Origin of the sequence: Amycolatopsis palatopharyngis, from assembly GCF_003385185.1 — a bacterium.
Taxonomy (GTDB): domain Bacteria; phylum Actinomycetota; class Actinomycetes; order Mycobacteriales; family Pseudonocardiaceae; genus Amycolatopsis; species Amycolatopsis palatopharyngis.
The window spans coordinates 1-17,663 of the sequence record NZ_PQHZ01000035.1 but is presented as its reverse complement, the minus strand read 5'-3'; the positions used below and the strand labels follow the sequence as shown (position 1 = coordinate 17,663).

General features: G+C 68.9%; 15 protein-coding genes and 1 pseudogene. 9 read left to right on the top strand and 7 right to left on the bottom strand.

The annotated features are described in order from the left end of the window. Window positions 1–11: 11 nt before the first annotated feature. On the bottom strand, window positions 12–770 hold the full coding sequence (locus tag D0C15_RS23425; RefSeq protein ID WP_162830219.1) for an ABC transporter permease: 759 nt from the start codon (window positions 768–770) through the stop codon (window positions 12–14). A 40-nt stretch (window positions 771–810) separates the two neighbouring features. On the opposite strand from D0C15_RS23425, the gene D0C15_RS23420 reads away from it, so the two are divergent. Continuing rightward, a complete protein-coding gene (locus tag D0C15_RS23420; RefSeq protein WP_245976149.1) occupies window positions 811–1,521 on the top strand; it encodes a histidine phosphatase family protein in 711 nt (236 codons plus the stop codon). Window positions 1,522–1,542: 21 nt separating this feature from the next. Here the strand turns inward: D0C15_RS23420 and D0C15_RS23415 are convergent, their stop codons facing one another. Then, window positions 1,543–3,012 carry an SDR family oxidoreductase gene (locus D0C15_RS23415; RefSeq protein WP_116049348.1) on the bottom strand — a complete coding sequence of 490 codons (1,470 nt, stop codon included), beginning with the start codon at window positions 3,010–3,012 and terminating at the stop codon, window positions 1,543–1,545. A 38-nt stretch (window positions 3,013–3,050) separates the two neighbouring features. Between D0C15_RS23415 and D0C15_RS23410 the strand changes: the two genes are divergently transcribed. Continuing rightward, window positions 3,051–3,905 (top strand): helix-turn-helix domain-containing protein, encoded by an 855-nt coding sequence (locus D0C15_RS23410; protein ID WP_245976147.1) that lies wholly within the window; start codon window positions 3,051–3,053, stop codon window positions 3,903–3,905. A 75-nt stretch (window positions 3,906–3,980) separates the two neighbouring features. Beyond that, a complete protein-coding gene (locus D0C15_RS23405; protein ID WP_116049343.1) occupies window positions 3,981–4,994 on the top strand; it encodes a LacI family DNA-binding transcriptional regulator in 1,014 nt (337 codons plus the stop codon). A 9-nt stretch (window positions 4,995–5,003) separates the two neighbouring features. Here the strand turns inward: D0C15_RS23405 and D0C15_RS23400 are convergent, their stop codons facing one another. Beyond that, window positions 5,004–6,011: a substrate-binding domain-containing protein gene (locus D0C15_RS23400; protein ID WP_116049341.1), complete on the bottom strand. Its 1,008-nt coding sequence runs from the start codon at window positions 6,009–6,011 to the stop codon at window positions 5,004–5,006. 53 nt (window positions 6,012–6,064) lie between these two features. After that, window positions 6,065–6,661 carry a TetR/AcrR family transcriptional regulator gene (locus D0C15_RS23395; RefSeq protein ID WP_162830218.1) on the bottom strand — a complete coding sequence of 199 codons (597 nt, stop codon included), beginning with the start codon at window positions 6,659–6,661 and terminating at the stop codon, window positions 6,065–6,067. Window positions 6,662–6,902: 241 nt separating this feature from the next. Here D0C15_RS23395 and D0C15_RS23390 point away from each other — a divergent pair, with 241 nt between their 5' ends. Then, window positions 6,903–7,490: a DNA-binding protein gene (locus D0C15_RS23390; RefSeq protein ID WP_116049337.1), complete on the top strand. Its 588-nt coding sequence runs from the start codon at window positions 6,903–6,905 to the stop codon at window positions 7,488–7,490. 43 nt (window positions 7,491–7,533) lie between these two features. Continuing rightward, entirely contained in the window at window positions 7,534–8,187 is a 654-nt protein-coding gene (locus tag D0C15_RS23385) for an RES family NAD+ phosphorylase (RefSeq protein ID WP_116049335.1), read from the top strand. Between the two features lie 77 nt (window positions 8,188–8,264). On the opposite strand, the gene D0C15_RS23380 is transcribed toward D0C15_RS23385, so the two are convergent. After that, window positions 8,265–10,247, bottom strand: a complete 1,983-nt coding sequence (locus tag D0C15_RS23380) for a S9 family peptidase (RefSeq protein WP_116049332.1) — start codon at window positions 10,245–10,247, stop codon at window positions 8,265–8,267. Between the two features lie 29 nt (window positions 10,248–10,276). Further along, window positions 10,277–11,350 (bottom strand): TerC family protein, encoded by a 1,074-nt coding sequence (locus D0C15_RS23375; RefSeq protein ID WP_116049330.1) that lies wholly within the window; start codon window positions 11,348–11,350, stop codon window positions 10,277–10,279. A 355-nt stretch (window positions 11,351–11,705) separates the two neighbouring features. Between D0C15_RS23375 and D0C15_RS23370 the strand changes: the two genes are divergently transcribed. Then, entirely contained in the window at window positions 11,706–14,582 is a 2,877-nt protein-coding gene (locus tag D0C15_RS23370; RefSeq protein ID WP_116049327.1) for an alpha/beta fold hydrolase, read from the top strand. Continuing rightward, a complete protein-coding gene (locus tag D0C15_RS23365) occupies window positions 14,575–15,543 on the top strand; it encodes an ABC transporter permease (RefSeq protein WP_116049325.1) in 969 nt (322 codons plus the stop codon). Before D0C15_RS23370 ends, D0C15_RS23365 begins: the two co-directional genes overlap by 8 nt. 31 nt (window positions 15,544–15,574) lie before the next feature. Here D0C15_RS23365 and D0C15_RS23360 read toward each other — a convergent pair whose 3' ends face one another. Continuing rightward, entirely contained in the window at window positions 15,575–16,123 is a 549-nt protein-coding gene (locus D0C15_RS23360; protein WP_116049438.1) for a GNAT family N-acetyltransferase, read from the bottom strand. A gap of 190 nt (window positions 16,124–16,313) precedes the next feature. Here D0C15_RS23360 and D0C15_RS35160 point away from each other — a divergent pair. Then, window positions 16,314–16,523 (top strand): annotated as a pseudogene (locus D0C15_RS35160) (pyrroloquinoline-quinone synthase PqqC); the annotation flags it as partial. 691 nt (window positions 16,524–17,214) lie between these two features. Continuing rightward, on the top strand, window positions 17,215–17,628 hold the full coding sequence (locus tag D0C15_RS23350) for a hypothetical protein (RefSeq protein ID WP_162830217.1): 414 nt from the start codon (window positions 17,215–17,217) through the stop codon (window positions 17,626–17,628). Window positions 17,629–17,663: the final 35 nt, after the last annotated feature.

Genomic DNA, 17,663 nt, shown 5'->3' with positions numbered 1-17,663 from the left:
GTACCGCTGGATCAGTGCGCGGGGCGCCATTGGGCGTGCAACCGGCGCGCTGCGACCAGGTGCACGGCCACCAGCACGGACACGGACTCCGCGGCCAGCAGGCCGATCAGCACGAGCAGCTGGGTGATCCCGGCCTGTACCGGGCTCGCCCCGCCGAGCAGCATCCCGACGAAGGCACCGGGCAGGGTGACCAGTCCCACGGTCCGCGTCTGGTCCAGCGCCGGGATCAGCGCGTGCCCCGCCGCGGGGCGGCAGATCTCCAGTGCCGCCTGCCGTTGCCGCAGGCCGAGCGCGAGTCCCGCCTCGTACTCGCCGTAACGATCGCGCAGGTCGTCCACCGCGCGGCGAGCGGCCTGCGAGGTCGCCGACATCGCCCCGCCGATGACGATCCCCGCGATCGGCACGACGGCGATCGGCCGTATCGGCACCACGCCACTGGCCAGCACCAGCGTCAGCACGGGCAGGACACCGGCACCGATCGTGGCGGCCACCCAGAGAACGTCCCGGCCGGCACCGATCCTGCGGGCCGAGGTGAGCGCGGCGACGGAGAACATCAGCAGCACGAATCCCGCCGTCCACCAGCCTGACCGCAGGATCGCCGCGATGACCAGCGAGACCGCGGCGAGCTGGGCGGCCGCACGCACACCAGCCACGAGCACGGCGGGCCCCGACCCCAGCGAACCTCGCCACACCACCGCCGTCGCGAGCAGGAGCAGCACGCACAGCACGGCGATAAGCATCGGCCCTGGCACGATCGAAGCGTCCGTCACGGCAGTGATCGTGCCCCACGTCAACCGATATCCTGATCGGGTGACTGCGCCTGACCAGAAAACCGTGCCCGCTGCTTCGGACAACCCCGGCGACGAGGTCGAGTACCGGCAGTCCCGGTTCCGCCCTCCCCCCGGCGCCACCGAGTTCCTGCTCGTCCGGCACGGTGAGTCCGCCCCCGCCAGGGCGAGCGCGCCCTTCCCACTGGTCGACGGCCAGGGGGACCCGGATCTGGCACCTCAGGGCAGGCAGCAGGCGCAGCGGGTCGGAGCGCGACTGGCCACCGAGCGCATCGACGCGGTCTACGTGACCACGTTGCGCCGGACCGTGCAGACCGCCGAGCCACTGGCCCGCAGGCTCGGCCTCGTCCCCAAGGTGGAGGCCAACCTGCGGGAGGTGCACCTCGGCGAGTGGGAAGGTGGGCTCTTCCGCAAGCACGTGGCCGAGAACCACCCGATCGCCCACCGCATGCGCACCGAGCAGCGCTGGGATCTGATTCCCGGAGCGGAGGAGGCCGCTGCCTTCGCCGAACGGGTACGCGCCGGTGTCCGGCATCTGGCCGAGACCCACCCCGGAGAGCGCGTCGCCGTGTTCACCCATGGTGGCGTGATCGGCCAGATCCTCGCACTCGCGGCGGGGTCGCAACCGTTCGCATTCCTCGGTGCGGACAACGGCTCGGTTTCGGAGATCGTCGTGTCGGGTGACACCTGGATCGTGCGCCGGTTCAACGACACCGCGCATCTGGCGGGTTGACCGGGCGCCACTGCCCCGCTGTCACCGGGACCGCGCACCCAAGTGTTCCGCGGAGTCAACGATGTTGCGGACCATGCCGCCGAACACGATCCCGTGGAACGGCGCCACGGCGTTCCAGTAGATGTGTCCCGCCAGTCCCTTCGGCAGGAACACCGCCCGCTGGTGATATCTCGAGGTGCCGTCCTCTGCCCGCTCGGCGCGCAACTCCAGCCAGGCGCCACCTGGCACCTTCATCTCGGCGCGCAGGAGCAGCAGACTGCCCCTTTCCAACTGCTCGACCCGCCAGAAGTCGACCGCTTCGCCGAGGTTCAGTCGTTCCTGGTCACGGCGGCCCCGGCGCAGGCCGACACCGCCTGCCAGCCGGTCCAGCCAGCCGCGCACGGCCCAGGCCAGGGGGAACGAGTACCAGCCGTTGGTCCCGCCGACGCCTTCGATCACCCGCCAGAGATCGTCGACGCTCGCCGCGCACGCCGCGCTGCGCACGTCGGTGTAGCTGGATCCGCCCGACCACTGCGGGTCGGTCGGCAGCGGGTCCGACGGTGCGTCCGCCGGGCCCGCGGAGGACCACCTGGTCTCCACTCGCGCGTCCCGCACCTTGGCGAGCGCGTATCTCACCGCGGTGTCGTAACGCAGCAGACCACCGTGGGGGTCGGGTACGTACTTCTCGATGTCGTGCTCGCCGCAGACCACCTCGTGCACCAATGAGTCGATCAACGGCCGCGCGATCGCCCTCGGCACTGGCGTCACCAGGTTCACCCAGTGCGAGGACAACCGCGGAGTCAGCACCGGAACCGGCAGCATCCTACGCCGGGGCAAACCAGCTACCGCGGCGTACCTGCGCATCATGTCCAGGTAGGTCAGCACGTCGGGCCCGCCGATGTCGAACGTCCTGTTGACCTCCTCAGGCAGGTCCGCCGACTCGGCGAGATATCGCAGCACGTCGCGTACGGCGATCGGCTGGACGCGGTTGTGCGCCCACTCCGGAACCACCATCACCGGCAGCCGTTCGGTCAGATACCGCAACATCTCGAAGCTGGCCGACCCGGAGCCGAGGATCACCGCGGCCCGGAGCACGGCCGTCGGTACCCCGGAGCGCAGGAAGATCTCCCCGACCTCCGCGCGGGAGGCCAGGTGGTCGGACAGTTCGTCACCGTCCGGCCGCAACCCGCCGAGGTAGACGATCCGGCGAACGCCGGCCTCCCGGGCGACCTGCGCGGTGATCAGCGCCGCCCGCCGGTCGATGCCCGCGAAGCCCTTGCTCTGCAGCGAATGCACGAGGTAGTGGACGACGTCGACGTCACGCATGGCCGCACGCAGGCCGCTCTCGTCGAGGACGTCCCCGCGAACGGTCTCCACCTGCCGCGCCCACGGTACGTCCCGCAGCTTCGCGGGATCGCGGGCGAGGCACCGTACGGTGTGCCCCCGCTCGAGCAGCTGCGGTACGAGCCGCCCGCCGATGTAACCGGTCGCGCCGGTAACCAGACAACGCATGCCCTGATTGTCGGCGTCCCCGGGCAGACCTGCCGGTCATGCGTGTTCCCGGCCGGAAGCGGCTCACTGTCGGTGGTGTCGGGCACGATGGCCTCATGTACCGCGAGTACCGGCCGCCGCTGCCCCTCGGCGACATCGTGCGGTGCCTGTGGTCCGCGCGGATCCAAGGCAGCTTCCCCATCGTGCCCGACGGTTGTGCGGACCTGATCGTGGCAGGCGGGCAGGTGTTCGTCGCCGGGCCGGACACCACGGCGTGGCGCAGCACGCTGGCGAGCGGCACAGTGCTGCACGGTGCACGGTTTCGCCCAGGCCACGCGCCGAACGTGCTGGGGACGGCGGCCAGCGATCTGCGCGATCGCCGGGTAACCCTGGACGAGTTGTGGGGCCGCCGTGGCCGCGAAGCAGCGGAGCGACTGCTGGCCGCTCCCTCGGCCCTGCCCGCAGTCGTACTGGACGCTGCGCGCCGCGAGGCCGGCGACACCGGCGGCCGGGCCGATCCGCGCATGGAACTGCTGCTCGCCCGCCTGGACTCCGGAGTCTCCCGCGTCGGCGAGGCCGCCCACGATCTCGGCCTGGGGCAGCGCCAGCTGCGCCGGAGGTTCACCGAGGCCGTGGGTTACGGTCCCGCCACCTATCTACGGGTCGCCCGGCTGCAGCGCGCGCTCACGGTGGCCCCGAGGGTGGCGGACCTGAGCGCGCTCGCCGCCGAGTCCGGATACGCCGACCAGGCCCACCTCAGCCGGGACTGCCGGGACCTCACCGGGTTGGCCGCGAGCGAGTACTTCGTGCTCGGTGGCCGTTGCCCGCAGGAAGCGACGGTGGTGGCGCGGAGAGGTCCAGCGCGGTCCTCCGCGCGTGGTGCGCTGCCCGTGGCGGAGCCGGACGTTCGCTGACCGCGCCCCGGCCGCGCCGCGCTGAAGCTAAGGTTCAGTCGAAGACGGAACCTGCAGGTCGAAGGAGAACGCGCGGTGGCGACGATCAGCGATGTTGCGGCGCGGGCCGGGGTCTCCACGGCCACGGTGTCCAGGACCCTGAATGGCAAGTCGACAGTGGATCCCGTGCTGGCCGCCAGGGTGCAGGAGGCCGCGACGGAGCTGGGCTACCAGCCCAACGGACTGGCGAGGAACCTGCGCAGACAGGAGACGGCCGTCCTCGCGCTGGTGATCTCCGACGTGGAGAATCCTTTCTTCACCGCGATCGCCCGTGGCGTCGAGGACGTCGCGCAGACCGCGGGCTACTCGGTCGTGCTGTGCAACTCCGACGAGCAACTCGCCAAGGAGCGCCGGTATCTCGAGATCGCCATGCAGGAACGGGTCGCGGGGGTGATCGTCTCCCCGGTGGGTCCTTCGACGAGTGTGGACATCCTCACCAGCAGGGGCACACCGGTCGTGGCGGTCGACCGGCCGCTGACCGAGCCGGGAAGCGACCAGGTCCTGGTGGACACCAGGCAGGCCGCGCAGGAGGCGACCACACACCTGCTGGCAGCCGGATACCGCAGGGTGGGGTGCCTGACCGGACCTGCCGGAGTGCGTACCGCCGACGACCGGCTCGACGGCTACCTCGACGGCCTGCGTACTGCCGGGGTGACGGCGGACAACACCCTCGTGCGCAGGGCGGAGTACCGGGCGGGCTGCGCGGACGTGGCGGCTGAGGAACTTCTCGACCTCGAGCCGCCGCCGGACGCGCTGGTCGTGGCCAACAGCCCCATCGCCGTCGCCGTCCTGCAGGCGCTGGCCGCACGGGGTCTGCGCGCCGGAAGCGACGTCGGGTTGGTCGCGTTCGACGAGGTTCCCTGGGCGACGCTGATCGACCCGCAGCTCAGCGTCGTCGCCCAGCCCGCGTACGAGATCGGCAGGGTGGCGGCGGAACTGCTGCTCGCCCGGATCGGTGATCACTCCCGGCAGCCCACGGCGACAACGCTGGAAGCTCGGCTCATCCCCCGCGGCAGCTCCCGGCGCGATCGCCTACCGGCCGCGGGCTGAGCGCCTGCCTCATCCGGCGCGGCGCGTGTACACGTCGCGCACGTTCTTTCTGGTGACCAGTTCGGCGGTCAGCGTCTGCTGCTTCGGAGCGGGTTGGCAGCCAATGAGGATCCGCTGCGCGGTCGCGACCGCCTCCGCCCCGCCCGTGGGGTAGGCGAACGTCGCGGCAAGCTTGCCCGCGCGCACGGCCTCGAGCCCGCCGGACTCCGTCGGTAGCCCGCCGACACCCACGACGTCGACGTCGCCTCGACCGGCATCGCGTGCGGCGAGGTGGACTCCTTCGGCCATGGCGTCGTTGTGGGCGTAGACCGCCTCGACCTCTGGGTGCTCGGCGAACAGTGTGTTCGCCTGCTGGCGCGCCTTGTCCCTGAGCCAGTCGCCGTCGGCCGCGGCGACCACCCGGACGTCCTGATCCGCGAGGCCTTCGGCGAAGCCCGCGCTGCGCTCCTTCGCGAGGTCGGAGCCCGCGAGTCCACGGATCTCGGCGGTGCTCCCACCTTCGGGCAGCAGGCTCCGCGCGATGAACCGCCCCGCCTGCCTGCCCACCTCGACGTTGTCCGCGCCGATGAAGGAGGTGTAGTCCTCACCCTTGACCCGGCGGTCGAGCACCAGCACCGGAGTTCCCTGGTCGAAGGCCTTCTTCACCACGGGGGTCAACGCAGTTCCCTCATTCGGCGTGATGACGATCAGATCCACGCCCTCGTCCAGGAACCGCTCCACCTGCTGGGCCTGCGTCCCGTTGTCCTGCTGCGCGTCGGCGAAGCGCAGGGTGAACTGGCCGACCTCTGCCGCCGCCCGGCGAATATCGGCGTTGGTCTGCGCTCCGTACGGTTCGGCGACGTTGGCCTGACTCACGCCGATGGTGTACTCCCCGCTCGCGCCGGCACACGGCCGGGCGGCGCCGCCGTTACCGGCGACGGGAGCCTGACCAGCTCCGGAACCGGAGCAGGCGGACAGGGCCAGCAGTACGCATGCCACGAGCGCGATCACCCCGCGGCCACGCGTCCTCACCGTCATGGAGCTCCTTTCCCGAGATCGTCGCCGGACGAATTCCTGGGCGTGCGACCGGCTCACAGCCAGCGCTCGACGATACGGCGGGCCTGTTCCACGGCATCCTCGACCGGACCGAGCGGCTGCTGGAGGTGGCTCAGCGTGAGCCGGACGACGACCTCGACCAAGGGGGTCAATCCGGCCTGCCCGCCGTCGGGCACATCCGGGTAGAGCGTCCGCGCGTGTTCCAGCACCGCGCGGATCGCCCGCTGCAACACCGGCTCAGGCCGGACGGCCAGCAGCGGGATCAGTTCCTCCGCGCCGGGCAAGGGCCCCGAGAGAACCGCCTTGAGCAGGGCGTTCTCCGCGGCCCGCCGGAGGGTGTAATCGACGGCCGAACCGATTCCGTTTACCGGATCGCCGGGGTACTCGGCCATCCGTCCCGCGATGCCCGCGAGGAACCGGTCGGCCTCCCTGACCACCATGCTCTGGCCGAGGGTCTGCCTCGTGCCGACCTCCTTGTGCACGGTCTGCCGACTGACCCCAACCCTGGCCGCGAGCCCGCTCATCGTCACCCCGGCCCAGCCCTCGGCGCAGGTCAGATCCGCTGCCGCGTCAAGCAGGCGGTCCCGCAGCGGCGACCGCGACCGCGCCGGGGCGCTCCTCTCGCTACGCACGGGGCCAACAGTACTCACCCTGGGATACTGGTTCCCAGGTCGCCAGAGCGTCGTGACCAGCGTTGCCGACGGTGAACAAACTCGCCTGGGCATGGACAACGTCGCTCATCCCGGGCAGACTGATCCTCGATTCTCCACTCTTCGTGTTGCTTCGTGTGCGGTCTGTATACATTTCCGGTGAATTGAGGCACAATATGCGGGGAAAGCGCACGAACCCGCACATCCGGGATACTCTAGGCGCATGACCATCGCGCTGGAGAACGTACTGGCGAAAGCCGGGCTGAGAGTGGACGCCACGGAGTTCCTCACGCTGGTCGAGGACGCGGCCCGCAAGCTGGCGCCGGTCAACCCGGATCCCTCGCACTTCTTCTCGGCGAGTCAGCGATCGGCGCTGACCGAGGTCGGCCTCGACCTTTCGCCGGACGACGAAGGGGAGCACGACTACCGGGCCAGAACCGTCGCCGCGCACGCGGTGCTGGCAGAGGCAGCACTCACGGTCGGCCAGGCGGCGAAACGCCTCGGTGTCGACGAGAGCCGCATCCGGCATCGCCTCAAGGGCCGCAGGCTCACCGGCTGGAAGGATCAGGGTGGTGGCTGGCGGCTCCCCGGATGGCAGTTCACCGAGAGCGGCGTGCTGCCTGGACTCGAGGCGGTGTTGCGCGCCGCGCCGGACGACCAGCCCGCCCTGGTGGTGGCTGCCTTCATGAGCACCCCGCAGTCTGACCTGGTGATCAACGACAAGCAGGCGACCCCTCGGCAGTGGCTGCTGGCCGGTGGCGACCCGGAACCGGTCACCCAGCTGGCCAGCACCCTCGGCCATCCCGCCTAGGCCCGTGGCCGAACCAACGCACAAGGACGGTTAGACGCTTCACATGGCAAGGCTGCCCCTGCCGCCCGCGCGTTCCGTCCTGGTCAACGAACTGCGGCCTACCGAGGACATCGTCGCGGTGCACCCCGCGACCAGGCTCGTCCGGATCTTCACCGCGCACGGCAATCACCCACAGCAGTGGAACACGTTCCGCTACACCGGTCCGCTCCCCCACGGCCGTTTCGACCAGCAACCGCCGAAACGCGGGGCGCCAGTCACCGACCCAGCCAACGGGGTGCTGTACTTCGGGCTGACGGTCCGCACCAGTGTCGCGGAGGTCTTTCAGACCACCTCGACCGTGGACCGCAAGAGCCGTGGACCGCGCCTTGTCGTGGTCCGGCCCGCCCGGACGCTACGGCTGCTCGATCTCTCCGGCCTGTGGCCCACCAGGGTCGGTGCCTCACAGGAGATCTCCAGCGGACCGAAGAAGATCACGCAGGCCTGGGCCCGCGCCATCCGCTCGGCCTTCAGCGATCTGGACGGAATCTGGTACCGGTCCTCCATGGACGGTGGCGGCCCCGCGATCTGCCTGTGGGACCCGCCGGCGGGATCAGCGCTGCCGGACGACCCGGACGTGCTCCTCCCCCTGGACCACCCCGGCCTCGACGTTCCGCTGGGCAGAGTCTGTGAAGAACTCAACTACGTGATGGTCAACTGACCGCCCGTCCCCCAGGTTGGAGCGTCTGCAAGTACCACCAAGCAAGATCGACTTCTACGCTAACCGCCCCCATCACCTCAGCCGAGGTGCCGCGCCCACCACTCGAGCACCGCTTCGAACCGCTGCCGCCGGTGCCGCGGGCTGCCGGTCCTGGTCAACTCGTGGCCCTCACCAGGGAACAGGATCAACTCCGCCTCGACACCGTTCGCGCGCAGCGCGACGAACATCCGCTGCGCCTGCTCCAGCGGGCACCGCCAGTCCTGTTCCGAATGCACGACGGCGAACGGCAGGTCGATTCGGTCGGCGTAGCTGAGTGGGCTGCGTCGCCGCTGTTCCTCGGGATCGCTGCCGACGTAGCCCTTCGCGAACATCCAGCCGATGTCGGAACTGCCCACAAAGGAGTCCCAGGCGTTGACCGCCCGTTCGCTCCAGGCCGCACGGAACCGTTGACCATGGTGGGCGGCGAGCCAGCCGGTCATGAAACCGCCATAGGAGCCACCCATCACGCCGACACGCCCCGCGTCCAGATCGGAACGTTCGAGTGCCGCGTCGAGTATCGCGAGCAGATCGTCGGCGTCGACAGTGCCGAGCCTGCCGACGATCGTGCGGCCGTGCTCCTGGCCGTATCCGGCAGAGCCGCGCGGATTTGCCAGCACCACCGCGTATCCCGCGGCTGCGTAGACCTGCGCCTCGTCGAACAGGCTCCACTCGTAGGGCGCGAACGGGCCGCCGTGTATGAGCAGCAGAACCGGATGCGGACCGGTGCCCTCCGGCAGCACCAGCCAGCCGTGCACCGGGTAGTCGCCGGTGGAGGTGGCGGTCAGTTCGTGCAACGGCCGGACTCCGGCCGCCCGGACCGAGGCCGAGTAGTCGGTGAGCACCCGCTGCTCACCCTGCTCGATCACGACGACCTCGCCCGCGGACTCCTCGGTGGCGACGACGGCGGCGATCCGCCCATCGGCGACGGTGAACGTGCGCACGCACGAGCGCTCGCCTGCCAGCAGCCGCAGTGAGTCCAGCGAAGCCTCCGACGCACCGACGGGGACGGCCCGCAGTTCGGCCGCTCCTCGGTTGCGCACCACCACGAGCACGTCCGCACCGAACACCGTGGGCACACCCGCACTCGCGGCGCAGTCGACCGACTCGGCGTCGGTCGCCCGCCGTGGGCTCGACGGCTGCCCACCCGGGTCGGGCAGGGCCGCGGACCACAGGCCGGTGTTGCGCGCGATCTCGTCCAGGCCGCTGAACTCGGTACCGAAGAACCAGATCGTGCCGTCCTCCGTGACCGCCGGATGGTCGGCGGTGCCAGCGCTACGCACGACGAGCTCGGGCTCCCCACCTTCGGCCGGAATGCGGTAGAGATCCGTGGACACGGTTTCGGTCTGTCCCCAGTCACGCGCCGCGCTGACCACGATCGCCGCACCGTCAGGCGTCCACACGGGATCGGCGACGTCGGTGCGACCGTCGGTCAACGGGGGCGGGTCGGCGGATTCGCCCGTGCCCTCGGCACGCAGCGCCCGCGCGATGTCCAGTACGAACAACCGCGCGGGCCGGTCCAGCAGGAAACCGACGTCGTCGATCCGGTAGTCGAGCCGGGTGATCCGGCGCGGGGCCTCGTCGGCAGGGGCGGGCGCCTTGTCCGGCGTGCCACCTTCCTCCGGAGTTCCGTAGCGGCCGGGCTCGGGCACCCGCGCGGTGAACGCGATCCGCGTCGAGGCGGGGTTCCAGACCGGCGCACCGGCTCCGAGCGGCAGAGAGGTCAACCGCACGGCTTCCCCGCCGTCGGTGCGCATGACGTGCAGTTGCGCGCGCCCCCCTGGACCGTCATCCGCACCGGCACGGGTGAACGCGAGCCAGCGTCCGTCGGGTGAGAGCACCGGCGCGCTGTCCCGTCCGCCATGGGTCCAGGGCAGATCGCCACCGCCCAGCCCGACCCGGCGCAGCGAACTCCGGTACGAGTTGCTCGCCAGGTCGGGCCGGGACAGTCCGGCGATGAGGAGCTCACCGTGGAGAGTGAGCGAACCAGGAACGGTCAGCAGTTCGATATCGGTGGGGCGCACGGCCCGACCGTACAGGATTGTTAGCGGGACTAACTACCAGATTCGCGAGTCGACCTGCCGGCTTCGGCGTGGTCGGCTTCCCCGGCTCCACCCGTCTGAGCAGCAGCCGCACGCTCCTCCGGCGAGAGGGCGTTGAGCTCCAGGTCGGCTCCCGACGCCTCCGGATCCCTGCTCGACTTACGCAGGCTGAACACCGTGGTCAGCGTCAGCACCACGACGATCACGCCGAGCGACACCCAGTTGTTGATCTCCAGCCAGTCCGGGACGACGTGGTACTCGTGCAACGCGTGCAGGAACAGCTTCGCGCCGATGAAGGCGAGAATGATCGCCAGCCCCTTGGACAGGTAGACCAGCTTCGTCACGAGGCCACCGAGCAGGAAGTAGAGCTGCCGCAGCCCCATCAGCGCGAAGGCGTTCGCCGTGAAGACCAGGAACGCTTCCTGGGTGATCCCGAAGATCGCCGGGATCGAGTCGACGGCGAAGAGCAGGTCGGCGCTGCCGATCGCCACGATCACCACGAACATGGGCGTGATCCAGCGCTTGCCGTCCCGCTTGACCATCATGCTGTGGCCGATGTAGTCCTCGGTCACCGGGAAGATCTTGCGCACCCAGCGGGTCACGGCGTTCTCGTGGTACTCCTCGTCGACGCCCTTCTCCCGGACCATGCTGAACGCGGTCCAGACGAGGATGGCACCGAAGAGGAAGAACACCCAGACGAACTGGGCGATGAGCGCCGCACCGACGGCGATGAAGGCACCGCGCATCACCAGTGCGAGCAGGATACCGATCAGCAGCACCCGGTGCTGGTGAATGGCGGGCACCTTGAACGACGACATGATCACCATGAAGATGAACAAGTTGTCGACGCTGAGGGAGTACTCGGTGATATAGCCGGTGAAGAACTCGACGCCGAAGTCGTGCCCGCCGATGATCCACACGCCGATGCCGAACAGCACCGCGCAACTGACATAGAAGGTCACCCATTTGGCAGCTTCGCCGGTGGTGACCTGATGAGGTTTGCGGTCGACGACGACCAGATCGATCGCGATCAGGACGAGAAGCCCGCCGACAGTCGCAAGCCAGACCCACAAGGGGACGTTCATAGAAAAATTACCCTCCGGTTAGCGGATAGCAGCCACTACCCGGAGGTCTCTTCCACCGGCGAACTCACCGGCCGGCGGTGCCGGGCGCTCGCCGTACCACCGGTACAGGGGCTCCGTGCTGACGACACCGCCGCGAAGGAATACTCCCCTCCACGTCGCTGAGTATATTGCGCGATCGCGATCAACGACGCCAGCCAAGGTTGCGCTGGTCACCCGATTATCCTGCGTTAGCTCCGTCACATGTCGGCGATACTCATCCGTGAACTCGACCTGCCGTTCACGCGATCAGCGGTTCCCGCACGTCTGAGAGGTACCCACAGCACTCTCTCAGGAAACGGCGCATACGGTCGTCATCGTGCCCTTTGCCCGACTTCTTCCCCCAGGCCGTCGTCGCTACGCCGCTCTCTTTCTCGCCGTAGCCGTACTCGCCGCGGCCGCGCTGGTCTGGGCGAGCGCGGAGGACGCGCCGACCCCGGTGGCGACCACGGACGATTTCGTCGAGGTCCCGGCCGCACCGGGATCGGCCGAGGGGGTCCGGCTCGACACGACGCTGTACACCCCGGAGCAGACACCAGCCCCCGCCGTCCTGTTGCCACACGGCTTCGGCGGAGACAAGAACAGTGTCGCCCGCGAGGCGGGCGAACTCGCCGAGCGCGGCTTCGTCGTGCTGACGTACTCGGCCCGTGGTTTCGGGCGCAGCACCGGCGAGATCGCCCTCAACGACCCCCGTTTCGAAGTCGCCGACGCGGGCAGGCTGATCGACCATCTCGCCACCCTCCCCGAGGTCGTCACCGACGCGGATGGAGATCCACGGGTCGGCGTGACGGGCGCGTCCTACGGCGGGGCTCTGGCGTTGCTGCTCGCGGGTGTCGACGATCGGATCGACGCCATCGCGCCGGTGATCACCTACAACGACCTGGCGCAGGGCCTCACTCCGAACGCGGGAACCACGGGCTCGCTCGCCGCGGACACCCCCGCGGCGGGTGCCTTCGCCCCCGATGGAGTGTTCAAGGAGTCATGGGCCGGCATCCTGTTCTCCGCCGGTTCCGGCGCACCGACTCAGGCAGGCCCTGCGGCCGAGGCCATCGAGCCCGGGGCCGAACCGGACGAGAGCGAGCTGTCCGGCGGACAAGCAGGCTCCGGCGGGGCGAATCCGCCATCGGGCGGCCGCCAGCCCGCGGACGCACCTGCCGCCGACCCGTGCGGGCGCTTCACCGACGAGGTCTGCCGGGCCTACACCGACATCGCCACGGACGGCAGAGCGGACGCGCAGACGGTCGAGCTGCTCCGCCGGATCTCCCCCGTTTCGGTCACCGACCAGATCACCGCGCCGACCCTGCTCGTCCAGGGCGAGAACGACACCCTGTTCGGGCTGGACCAGGCGGATGCCAACGCCCGACAGATAACCGAAGCCGGCGGCGAGGTCAGCGTGATCTGGTACACCGGAGGGCACGACGGCGGCGCCCCCGGTCCGCAGCTGCGCGGCACGATCGCCGACTGGCTGGACTTCCGCCTGAACGGCACGGGCAGCGACCCCGTGCCGGAGTTCACCTACGAGGTGCAGGGCGCGCTGCGCACGAACGGCGCTCCCTCCGTACGCAGTGTCGAAGCGCAGGCCTACCCCGGTCTCGGCACGGGAACCACCGACCGCCGGCCGGTACGCCTCGCGGGACCGGAGCAGACCATCGTGAATCCGCCTGGCGGAAACCCCGCGGCGGTCAGCGGGCTACCCGGGCTCAACCGGATCGTCAGTGGCTCGTCGCGGCTGTCGAGCCTGTTCACGATCGATCCGCCCGGCCAGTCGGCCGCGTTCGTCTCCGAGCCGGTCCGGTCACAGCTGCTGATCACCGGTGCCACCAACGTGCGGCTGCGAGTCGCGGCCGATGGACCGGTGCCGGAGTCCGGCGCGGTGCTGTTCGCCAAGCTCTACGACGTTTCTCCCGACGGAGCGCGGACACTACCGGGCAACGCGATCGCCCCACTGCGGCTCCCGGACCTGCCCGCCGACGGTTCGCCGGTGGAGGTCACGGTGACCTTGCCAGGCATCGTCCGGCCGATCGAGGAGGGACACGCGCTGCAACTGGTCGTGGGCACCACGGACCAGTCCTACGACACCCCCACCGCACCCGCGTCCTACCGGATCTCTCTCGCCGGAGACAACTCGCTGGCGGTACCGGTGGTACCGGGCGTCACCACCGGCGGCGCCTGGCCGGTCGGGCAGCTACTCGGGATAGCCGGGGTACTGGCCGCGGCGATCGCGGTGGCCGCGATAGCCGCCGTACGCCGCAGGCGTGCGCATCACGTGGACGAATCCCTGGCCGACACGCCTCTGGTCATCGACAACCTGACGAAGTCCTATCCCGGGGGACTGACCGCCGTGCGGGATCTGTCGTTCCGGGTGGAGCGGGGCCAGGTGCTGGGTCTGCTGGGTCCGAACGGCGCGGGCAAGACCACGACACTGCGAATGCTGATGGGTCTGATCAGCCCGACCGAGGGTGACATCAAGGTCTTCGGGCACACCGTCGCCCCCGGCGCTCCCGTCCTGTCGAGGATCGGGTCGTTCGTCGAGGGTTCGGGATTCCTGCCGCACCTCTCCGGCGCGGCGAACCTTCGTTTCTACTGGGCCAGTACCGGCAGGCCGTGGGAACGGGCGCATCTCGACGAGGCACTGGAGATCGCCGGGCTCGGCGACGCGGTACACCGCAAGGTGCGCACGTACAGCCAAGGCATGCGACAGCGACTGGCGATCGCGCAGGCCATGCTCGGCCTGCCGGAGCTGCTCGTCCTCGACGAACCGACCAACGGGCTCGACCCGCCACAGATCCACCAGATGCGCGAGGTGTTGCAGCGCTACGCCGCCACCGGGCGCACGGTGCTGGTCTCCAGCCACCTGCTCGCGGAGGTGGAACAGACCTCGACGCACGTCGTCGTCATGCACCGGGGCAGGCTCGTCGCGGCGGGCGAGGTGGGCGACATCGTCGCCGCGGGCGGCGAGGCCACCTTCCGGGTGGACCAGCCCGAGGAGGCCGCCGCCGCACTGCGCGCGGTCGGCGGTGTGTCCGGAGTGGACATCGAAGGCCCGCTGGTGCACGCCGACCTCGACGGGCTGCCCCGCGCGGCGGCCGTGGCCGCGCTGGTGCGGGCCGGGATCGCGGTGGAACAGGCCGGGCCCCGGCGACGGCTGGAGGACGCATTCCTGCAATTGGTCGGAGAGGGTGAATCCAGTGGGTAGCTCGAGGAGGGGTTCGGCAACGGAGGCAAATCCTGGCGCCGACCACGGCGTGCACACGGATCCGGCGGCACTGCTCGAACTCACCGACGCGGCGGAGCACGAACCGACGGAGGTGGCACCGGACGGTTCGGTGGCGGGCTATCGCGTGTCGCGCACGCTGCCGCTAGGCGTGGAGCTTCGCAGGCAGCTACGCAGGCGGCGGACCCAGCTCCTACTCGGATTCGTGGCGCTGCTGCCGTTCATCCTGGTGGTGGCGTTCGAGATCGGCGCCGCCAACGAGAACCGCCGGTCCGGCGGATTCATCGATCTGGCCACGGCGAGTGCGCCCAACTTCGTCGTGCTCGCGATGTTCGTGTCCGGCACGTTCCTGCTGCCGATGATCGTGGCGTTGTTCTTCGGCGACACGATCGCCAGTGAGGCGTCGTGGTCGAGCCTGAAGTACCTGCTGGCCGTTCCGGTTCCCCGGCACAGGGTGTTGCGGCAGAAGGCCATCGCGTCGGGACTGCTGTCGGCGGGTGCACTCGCCCTGCTGCCGTTGGTGGCGCTGCTGGTCGGGGTGATCTGGTACGGCGCGGGGGACGCGATCAGTCCCACCGGCGACGCCGTACCGTTCGGCGACAGCGTCATCGCGATGATCCTCGCGGTCGCATACATCATCGTCCAGCTGTCCTGGGTCGCCGGCCTCGCACTGCTGCTCAGCGTCTCCACCGACGCGCCGCTGGGAGCTGTCGGCGGTGCGGTGCTGGTCTCGATCGTCTCGCAGATCCTGGACCAGATCACCGCGCTCGGCGACCTCCGGGAGTTCCTGCCGACGCACTACTCCTTCGCGTGGATGGATCTGATCTCCACCGATATCGACTGGACGGACATCGCCAGCGGAGCGCTGTCCGCCGTCGTGTTCGCCACGATCTTCCTGTTGCTGGCCGGTCGGCGGTTCGCGACGAAGGACATCACCAGCTGACATCCCACGCCCGGCCGGCCATCGCCGGACCTCAGCTCGCGGCGGCGAAACCCCGGTCTGTGGTCAGCCGGGCGTGGATCTCCACGTCGTACCAGGTGCCCTCGTAACGGAGCTTGTCGCGCTGCACCCCCTCCGGCCGGTATCCGGCACGGGTGGCGACCTGACAGGAGGCCGGGTTGTTCAACCGGTGACCCAGTTCCAGTCGGTGCAGACCGACGTCGTACAGGGCCCAGTCACTGGCGGTGCGGCAAGCGGCTGTCGCGACTCCCCTGCCCCTTGCGGCCTTGATCGTCCAGTAGGACACCCAGCCGCAGCCGTGGCGACGGTTCACCGCGCCCACCTCGACACAGCCGAGCACCACTGACCGCGCGTCCACCACGGCCCATGAGTAGCCCGTCCCGGTGGCCCAGTGCCGCTGCCGGGCAGCTATCCAGGCCGCGGCGGCGGGGACGGTGTCCACCGGCTCCTCGGACTGACGCCACATCTCCGGGTCGGTGAAGGCGCACAGCACCGCGTCGAGATCATCGGGATCCCACGGGCGCAGCCACAGATCGCCTCCGGCCGTCAGACGTTCGTTCACCGATCCAGCTTCGGTCAGCACCGCCGCGGGGTCCACCGGTTTTCCGGTGACTCTTTCTCACGACCTTGGCCTCCGCGTCATTCCCCGATCGCCACTGGCCGAATGGAATGACGACTCCTTCACCAGTGCCGGACCCGCTCGCCGGACAAACGCATGCACACCGCGGACGGGCCCGGCCGGAGGAACAGTGATGACGGACTCTCCGTTGAGCGAGAACGAATTCGTCGCGGCTCTGCGCGACCTCGAACCCTGTTACTGGGGCACACACAACCGCTGGTACTACCAGCGAAGGCTGCCGCAGAAGGACGCCGCGATCTGGCTCGATCGCATCGTCTACCACGACGGGCGGACCGACGGCGAGGGCGGAGCCGAGCGCTGGCTGCGACTAGGACGCGCGCTTGCGCCGTGGCCGGGAGGCGGCCTTGACAACCTTCTCCCAGTTCGGCGCGGCCCATCTTCGACCTGCTATCAGCAGCTTCCATGTACAGGGTGGGCTATGGCTGATAACTAATCTCCGACTAAAAATACCGACGGGATTTGAACGCACCATTATTAGTAAATACTTTGTCGCGATGACTCGATTCCCGATAGGGTCTTTGAGTCAATTTATGCGCTTTTATTTCGCGAGTTGTTCACGCTATCAGCGGATTCTTTGCATTCTCTTGACGAGTAGCGTTCCGCGAGTCAGATTCGTCGATCCACCAAGAAGAGATCAAGAGAGGACGCCTGCGCGAAGACCGAGAAGAACATTCTGGAATCGATTCGTGAGAGGGCCCCTTGGTGAAGTTGTGGCGCAAACGAAGATTGTCCCGATGAGTACACGGTGCTCAACACCAGCGGCAGCGGAAGCTGGAGCACCTCGACTTATTATGAGTCTGTAAGTCCGGGCACGTATGAGCTGTACGTAGAGGTCTGGGCAGGGACCCACTTCTGGTAGCCCCAGGCAGGGGAAGCCTGCGGTCGGACCAATTTTCATGGTGGCCCCACCGCAGGCCCTGTCTGGAGAACGAGCCGACTTGCCCACCACTTCGTGACCGTTCTACGCTACATATATTAATTCGACAGAAACCGATATCAGGCGGGGGCACGACGTGGAACGCGATGAGCGCGACGCAAATCGGCATTGGGCGGAGAATCCGGCGTTAGATCCCACTCGTCAATGGGAGAACACACCCGAGGTCGTCACCGACCTCCATCTCCTGATTAAACGACTGTCGCCTGAACGCTTGGATCTGCTGAGAACGGTCGCCGACAGCCCGCACGTACAGGTCACCAAGACGGAGGAGGCTCAGGCGACGTTTCTGAACAAGGTCGCCGAGGCTTTCGGGTTCGTGCCCATGATCACGATCGATGGACGCACCTGTTCGTTGGTTCCCGAGATCCGAGCGCCGCTCTACGAAGCGTTCAAGGCGTTAGTACTGCAACGGCAGTTAAGGAAGTGGGTAGCCGCGGCGTTTGTAGTGGCTGAGGCGGGCTTGGTGTTGTCGTCGGCGGCGGAAGCGTGACCAGGACCAGATGTGTTCGGCGGCGTCGGCGACAC

Bases quoted from the DNA above. Each gene is read 5' to 3' on its own strand.
- D0C15_RS23415 (WP_116049348.1), bottom strand. From the start codon at position 3,012: ATGCGTTGTCTGGTTACCGGCGCGACCGGTTACATCGGCGGGCGGCTC.
- D0C15_RS23410 (WP_245976147.1), top strand. From the start codon at position 3,051: ATGCGTGTTCCCGGCCGGAAGCGGCTCACTGTCGGTGGTGTCGGGCAC.
- D0C15_RS23400 (WP_116049341.1), bottom strand. From the start codon at position 6,011: ATGACGGTGAGGACGCGTGGCCGCGGGGTGATCGCGCTCGTGGCATGC.
- D0C15_RS23390 (WP_116049337.1), top strand. From the start codon at position 6,903: ATGACCATCGCGCTGGAGAACGTACTGGCGAAAGCCGGGCTGAGAGTG.
- D0C15_RS23385 (WP_116049335.1), top strand. From the start codon at position 7,534: ATGGCAAGGCTGCCCCTGCCGCCCGCGCGTTCCGTCCTGGTCAACGAA.
- D0C15_RS23375 (WP_116049330.1), bottom strand. From the start codon at position 11,350: ATGAACGTCCCCTTGTGGGTCTGGCTTGCGACTGTCGGCGGGCTTCTC.